This window comes from Candidatus Latescibacter sp., assembly GCA_030692375.1.
Lineage (GTDB): Bacteria > Latescibacterota > Latescibacteria > Latescibacterales > Latescibacteraceae > JAUYCD01.
In genome coordinates this window covers 1-5,387 of record JAUYCD010000162.1, presented here as the reverse complement: position 1 = coordinate 5,387, position 5,387 = coordinate 1, and the positions used below count along the sequence as shown (strand labels likewise).

The following is a 5,387-nucleotide window of genomic DNA, read 5'->3' as shown; positions in this document are numbered from 1 at the left end:
TACTATAGGGAGTCAAAAGGGCGTCTGGAAGATGAAATGGGTTCCCAACGGTAACGCTACCGTCGATATCGCCTGGGGAACTAACGGGTTCGCAGGTATAGGCCGCCCCTGGGATGATTTCGCCGGTCCCGCCGCGGATGGCACCTATGTGTATTGGGCTAACAACAACTACCATGCATATAATAATAATCTGCCTGAAGCCGAGCTTTATCTTTTTGATGTGTTAGACGGATCGACTGTAAAAAAATTCGATCTGGCAAGCTGGTGGTGCCGCCCGGATGATTTTAAAGCCGGAGGCTTCCTAAACGGCGGCCCGAACGGATTGGCTCTCACTCGGGACGGGAATATGTTACTTGGCAGCCACGCCTCCTGTCTCAACCAGATGGTCAACCCTCTGGCTGAAAATGAAAAGGATCTGGTGGTTTTTCACAACCAGAACGGAGATCTGATATATGATCATAATTTCGACCCGACCGCTCTTTTAAAATGGGTATGCAATGACTACAAGACGCCTCCCTTCACCACCTCTTTCCAGGCCGATGCCAATAATTTCGTAGTCGGCGCTGTCTATGACCTCGGGGCGGTTTCCTTCGGTCTCGAGGGGCCGGACGGCACCGGCATCGCCAATCTGGCTTACGCAGGCGAGACGGCTTCCCGGAAGTACTATGTGAATTATGTCGATTACGGCTCCCCCTTTGACGGAATGTATACGGATAACCAGGGTTCCGTTCCGAAACTTCCCGGCGACTCCGGGAACGCGATCCAGGTCCCCGGTTTCATGTTCATAGGACATGATTCCATAAAAGGAGTTATCAGCCAGCAGACCGGCGTTGAAGAGGCTGCACCCAGTGCTTTCACGGTGAGCCAGAACACTCCGAATCCGTTCAATCCCTCAACCACTATTAATTTCACCCTGGCCAGGGCAGGCAAAGTTACAGTCGAGATATTTAATGTTTCCGGCCAGAAAGTGGAAACATTGATCAATTCGACAATGAATGCCGGCGCTCATACGGTGACCTGGAATGCTTCACGTCAGTCTGCAGGGATGTATTTCTATACGGTCAAATCCGATAATGCTTCGAAAACCATGAAAATGACCCTGCTTAAGTAAAGAATTTTTTTTTTATTCTTTTTTTACAAAAACCCGGAAAAAAATATTTTCCGGGTTTTATTTGTAGCTATATTGTCGATGGGGTAGGTCGAAAAAATTAAGGGGGAAACCTTAACAAGGAGTGAGTATGAGAACCCCGAAAATTATCGCAATTATGGTCGCTGGGGTGTTCTTTGCCCTTTGGGCCGCAGGAAGTGTATTAGCGCAGCAAACCGGAGACAAGCCGGTCAGCATCGCCGGAATTCTGAAAGCCGCCAGTGTTCCTTTGACCGATGACCAGGCGAAAAAGCTCAAGGAATTCCAATTCACCCAAGGCGGTGGTGGGTTCCAGGCGCTGGCCACTCTTTTTGATGAAAAACAGACGGAAGCGCTGAAAAAGGCGTTGGGAACGAGACCGGGAAGAAATGGCGGACCGGAAAGACCCCGCGCCCTTATGCAGTTGGTCATCCTTGAAAACGCAAAAGCTCCGCTTACCCAGAAACAGGTGGACCAGATCAAAGCTCTCGCTGCGGATCAATCGTCCACACAGAACATAACCGAACTCCTGACTGACACGCAGAAAGCGGCGATGCAGAAAGCTATGGGGCAATAAAAGCTGCGAAAAAAATGGTTTTTTTACAAGGGCAGGTTTTTTTCCTGCCCTTTTTTTTAGACCCTGAAACGAGTTCAGGGTGACATTGAAGCCGATGTCATGCCGAACTTGTTTCGGCATCTATTCGGAATCCCGATATGTGCTTTTCAGAAAAGACGAATACATCCCCGAAGATTTCATCTTTTCAATTTCAAAATTTCTCCTGCAATCTTTTCGCGGGCTGCGAGGAATGCTTTTGGGTCTTTGGCGCAATCCCACCAGTTCGGCGCCACTGTGGAAACGATTTTCGTTACCGCTTCCCTACCTGCCATCTTCTCCAGGAGGGCGAAATACTCGTAATCTTCCATACCGTCGCGCAGGTTCTTCAGGCGCATGCAGGATATGGGGCCGTCAATGCCGCAAGGCGCTCCCGGATAGATCAAATACCCTTCGCCGTTGCAATGAGTACCGTAATGGGACAGGGCGGGATTCAGCCACGGCTCGATCACCGTTGTGACTGTAGACCAGTAGAGAAGGCCGGTGATCTTGTACTGCCAGTTGATCCAGGTCGGTATTCGGTACGCGGCGAGGGGGTGTTCGATGTGCCAGTAAGGCGGATCGTAATTTTTCACCTCTTCATAGTGCGGATGGTACCGGGGCGACCGTTGAGCCAGGGCAGTGTATGACCAGACCTCATCGCCGTGAGCCAGCTTCGCATCGATGGAATCACGGTCGATGAAAGAGAAAAGCGGGCACCAGATATCCACTGCCGGATCGATGCCCGGCCAGGAGGGATCCTGCTGGTAGGGCTGTTCCACCACCAGGCACCTCATCTCCGGCGCCGCCTGATGTACCAGGGCGCCAAGCGCCAACACTTCCTCGTAGTTTTCCTTCAAATTCGGCTCATCGAGCATGTAGAGGTACGCCCACTTTTCCCACCCGTTTTCTTTCACATACCGGTAATAATCTCTGTAGTACCGTAAAGCTTTATCCCGGTTTGCGCCGACCGCATCCTTGATTGGGGCGCGCGGAATCTCAAAATCGGAGACATGCATGTCCTCGATAAACTTTTTCAGAGCCTGATGACGCTCAGGAGTTATCTTCAGGGAGCCGTCATCGTTCACCTCCGGCATGAGGCTGCGGGGAAGGGGAGGATTGATGCGGTGGTCCGCCATCATCCGGCAGTAGCGCATCTCGATTTCCCTGTATCTGTCTGAATTCTGCTCCGCTCCGAAGAACCGTGCGGCATTCTGCACCCCGCCGAAATGATTCCGATGCGAGGGACCGTCGGGCAGGGTGAAATCCCAGACGGTAACAGTCACCGGCACTGTCGCGGAGACATCATTTCGCAGGGTAAGCGTGAATGTTCCCGAGTACACTCCTGCGGCGGCATTCCGGGGGATGGATACATCCACCCAGAGAGGCTGGTTCTGATCTTTCCAGACCGTAAAGGGCGCCGCATACATCTCAAATCCTTTGGTGACTACCGGAGCGCCCCATTTTTCCTGGAACTGGCCCCTCGGCTCGATCTGCTGCCCGGTCAGGGTATTGATGAACGGCACAAGGGGGTCCGGATACAGCCCCGGAGGGTATTCGGCGCGCGGAGAAGATCTTCTCACCCGTACAAATTCCTCACGGAAAAGGGCGATATACTCTTTCCCGATTGTCCCGCCCTTTCCGGCCAGATCAGACATTTCCGCTTTGATAACCTGTATGGTTTCATTCGGGGCATTGACCACCACCTGGAAGGATTCCACTTCGTTTCGCGCCGCCTTTATCTGCGCCTGGGATTCTCCAAACGGGGCATCGTTCTGGCTGATTCGCTCCATACTGTTGAGCACGGTGAGTTTTACCGGAGATTTTTCCGCCGCCTGCGTCAGGACCGCAGGCATGAAAAACCCCGCGATCAGGATAAAAAATGGTATTCTTTTCATCGCTACCTCCTTTTCCCGGATTCTGGTTTGTGAAATGTTTGCCTGCTGTATACATAACATAGAGTTGCGAATGGGCGGGGTCAATTGTTTTCGAGAATAAATTTTGTAGCCTGAATTATGTATATAAATGTTTGAAATAGACACGAATTGATTGTCTCACAATATATTAAACTCACCCCTTGATCCCCTCTCTTGAAAAGAGAGGGGTGCATTCCAAGTGTGGACTATTTTTTTATACAAACATGTTAATGAGTAGCAGAGGGATTTCCCCCTCTATAGCATAGAGAGGGGGTCAGGGGGTGAGTTTAAGGCGATTGTTAATCATAAATCGGGTAAAAAATATTTTCCATTTGTATATTTTCCTTGACAAATCGCCCAAATAATGGTATTATAGTACCGTTATACCAATAAGGAGTAAAAATATGTCCGGTGTCCTGAAAATGTCGGAAGCTGCCGTACTGGCGTTTCATGCGATGATTTATATTGCTGTGCGTGAGACGGGCTTCGTAACAAATGCCGAGATTGCCTCAGCTCTTCGCGCCTCGGAAGCACACCTGGCAAAGGTGCTTCAGCGGCTTTCTAAAGCCGGACTGGTAAAATCGATCCGTGGGCCGCGAGGGGGGTTTATTCTGGGAAAGGATTCCGGCGCAATCACCCTCCGCGATATTTACGAGCTGTTTGAGGGAAGCATGGAACATGATATGTGCCTCCTGGAAGCGCAAGTCTGCGGAAACAATTGCATATTCGGCGATCTTCTGATACATGTAAACGATCGTGTGCGTGAATACATGACAAATACACTGCTCAAGGATGCGGTAGAAAAATCGAAGAAGGGAGTGAACTGTTCATGATCAGAAAAATAATCACCATTGATGAAGAACTCTGCAATGGCTGCGGACTATGTGCGAACAAATGCGCGGAAGGGGCGTTACAAATTATCGACGGAAAAGCAAAGCTGGTAAGCGAGGTATACTGCGACGGCCTCGGCGCCTGTATCGGGGATTGCCCGCTCGGGGCGATTACCATCGGGGAGCGTGATGTAAAGCCGTTCGATGAGCAGGCGGTGCACGAACATCTGTCCGGCAAGCACCCTGAAGAAAAGCCGGTGTCGGTTCCTCTTGAATGCGGATGCCCTGGAAGCGCCATGCGTTCGTTCCGAAAGGATGATGCCGCGGTGAAAGAACCGTTTTACACCGGGCGCATGGAATCCCAGCTCACTACCTGGCCGGTGCAGCTCAATCTAGTTCCGGCACATGCGCCGTTCCTGAAGGGAGCGGACATACTGATCTCCGCGGATTGTGTCCCCTATGCTCTTCCGGATTTTCACCGGCGCTTTCTCTGTGACCGGGTGGTTTTGGTAGGCTGTCCAAAGCTCGATGATATTTCCTTTTACCGGGAAAAACTCAGGAATATTTTTATGGCGGCAGAGCCCTCGAGCATTACTGTGCTAAGGATGGAAGTTCCCTGCTGCGGCGGTATTGCCAGGGCGGTCATCAGCGCCCGTGATGAAACAGTCCCTGATATGCCGGTGGAGATACATACTGTAGGTATCAGGGGAGAGGTAACCTGTGAAACGATTCCGCCGGTTCTAAGAGCGAAATCTGAAGTATGAATTCTGAAATCTGAAATGGGTACTGTCAAAAATAATATGAAAAGATAGGAGAGACAAGGAGGGTATTAAAGGAAGTGGCAAGAAGCTGTGGAAATGCCGTGAGTATTAACATATTGAAAACGATAGGGCAGTTTTCAACAATGTTGACACTCACTTGGA

5 protein-coding genes are annotated in these 5,387 nt (G+C 50.7%); 4 read left to right on the top strand and 1 reads right to left on the bottom strand.

Annotation, left to right across the window (positions count from 1 at the left end; all coding sequences use genetic code 11):
* Positions 1 to 1,111: T9SS type A sorting domain-containing protein (locus Q8O92_09775; protein MDP2983602.1), on the top strand; the 1,111-nt coding region annotated here is incomplete at its 5' end.
* 127 nt (positions 1,112 to 1,238) lie between these two features.
* Positions 1,239 to 1,703, top strand: coding sequence for a hypothetical protein (locus Q8O92_09770; protein MDP2983601.1), 465 nt, complete (start codon positions 1,239 to 1,241; stop codon positions 1,701 to 1,703).
* Positions 1,704 to 1,879: 176 nt separating this feature from the next.
* Here Q8O92_09770 and Q8O92_09765 read toward each other — a convergent pair whose 3' ends face one another.
* Positions 1,880 to 3,616: a DUF6067 family protein gene (locus Q8O92_09765; protein MDP2983600.1), complete on the bottom strand. Its 1,737-nt coding sequence runs from the start codon at positions 3,614 to 3,616 to the stop codon at positions 1,880 to 1,882.
* Positions 3,617 to 4,038: 422 nt separating this feature from the next.
* On the opposite strand from Q8O92_09765, the gene Q8O92_09760 reads away from it, so the two are divergent.
* Entirely contained in the window at positions 4,039 to 4,467 is a 429-nt protein-coding gene (locus tag Q8O92_09760) for an Rrf2 family transcriptional regulator (GenBank protein MDP2983599.1), read from the top strand.
* Positions 4,464 to 5,228, top strand: coding sequence for a 4Fe-4S binding protein (locus tag Q8O92_09755; protein ID MDP2983598.1), 765 nt, complete (start codon positions 4,464 to 4,466; stop codon positions 5,226 to 5,228). Before Q8O92_09760 ends, Q8O92_09755 begins: the two co-directional genes overlap by 4 nt.
* The last annotated feature ends 159 nt before the right edge of the window (positions 5,229 to 5,387 follow it).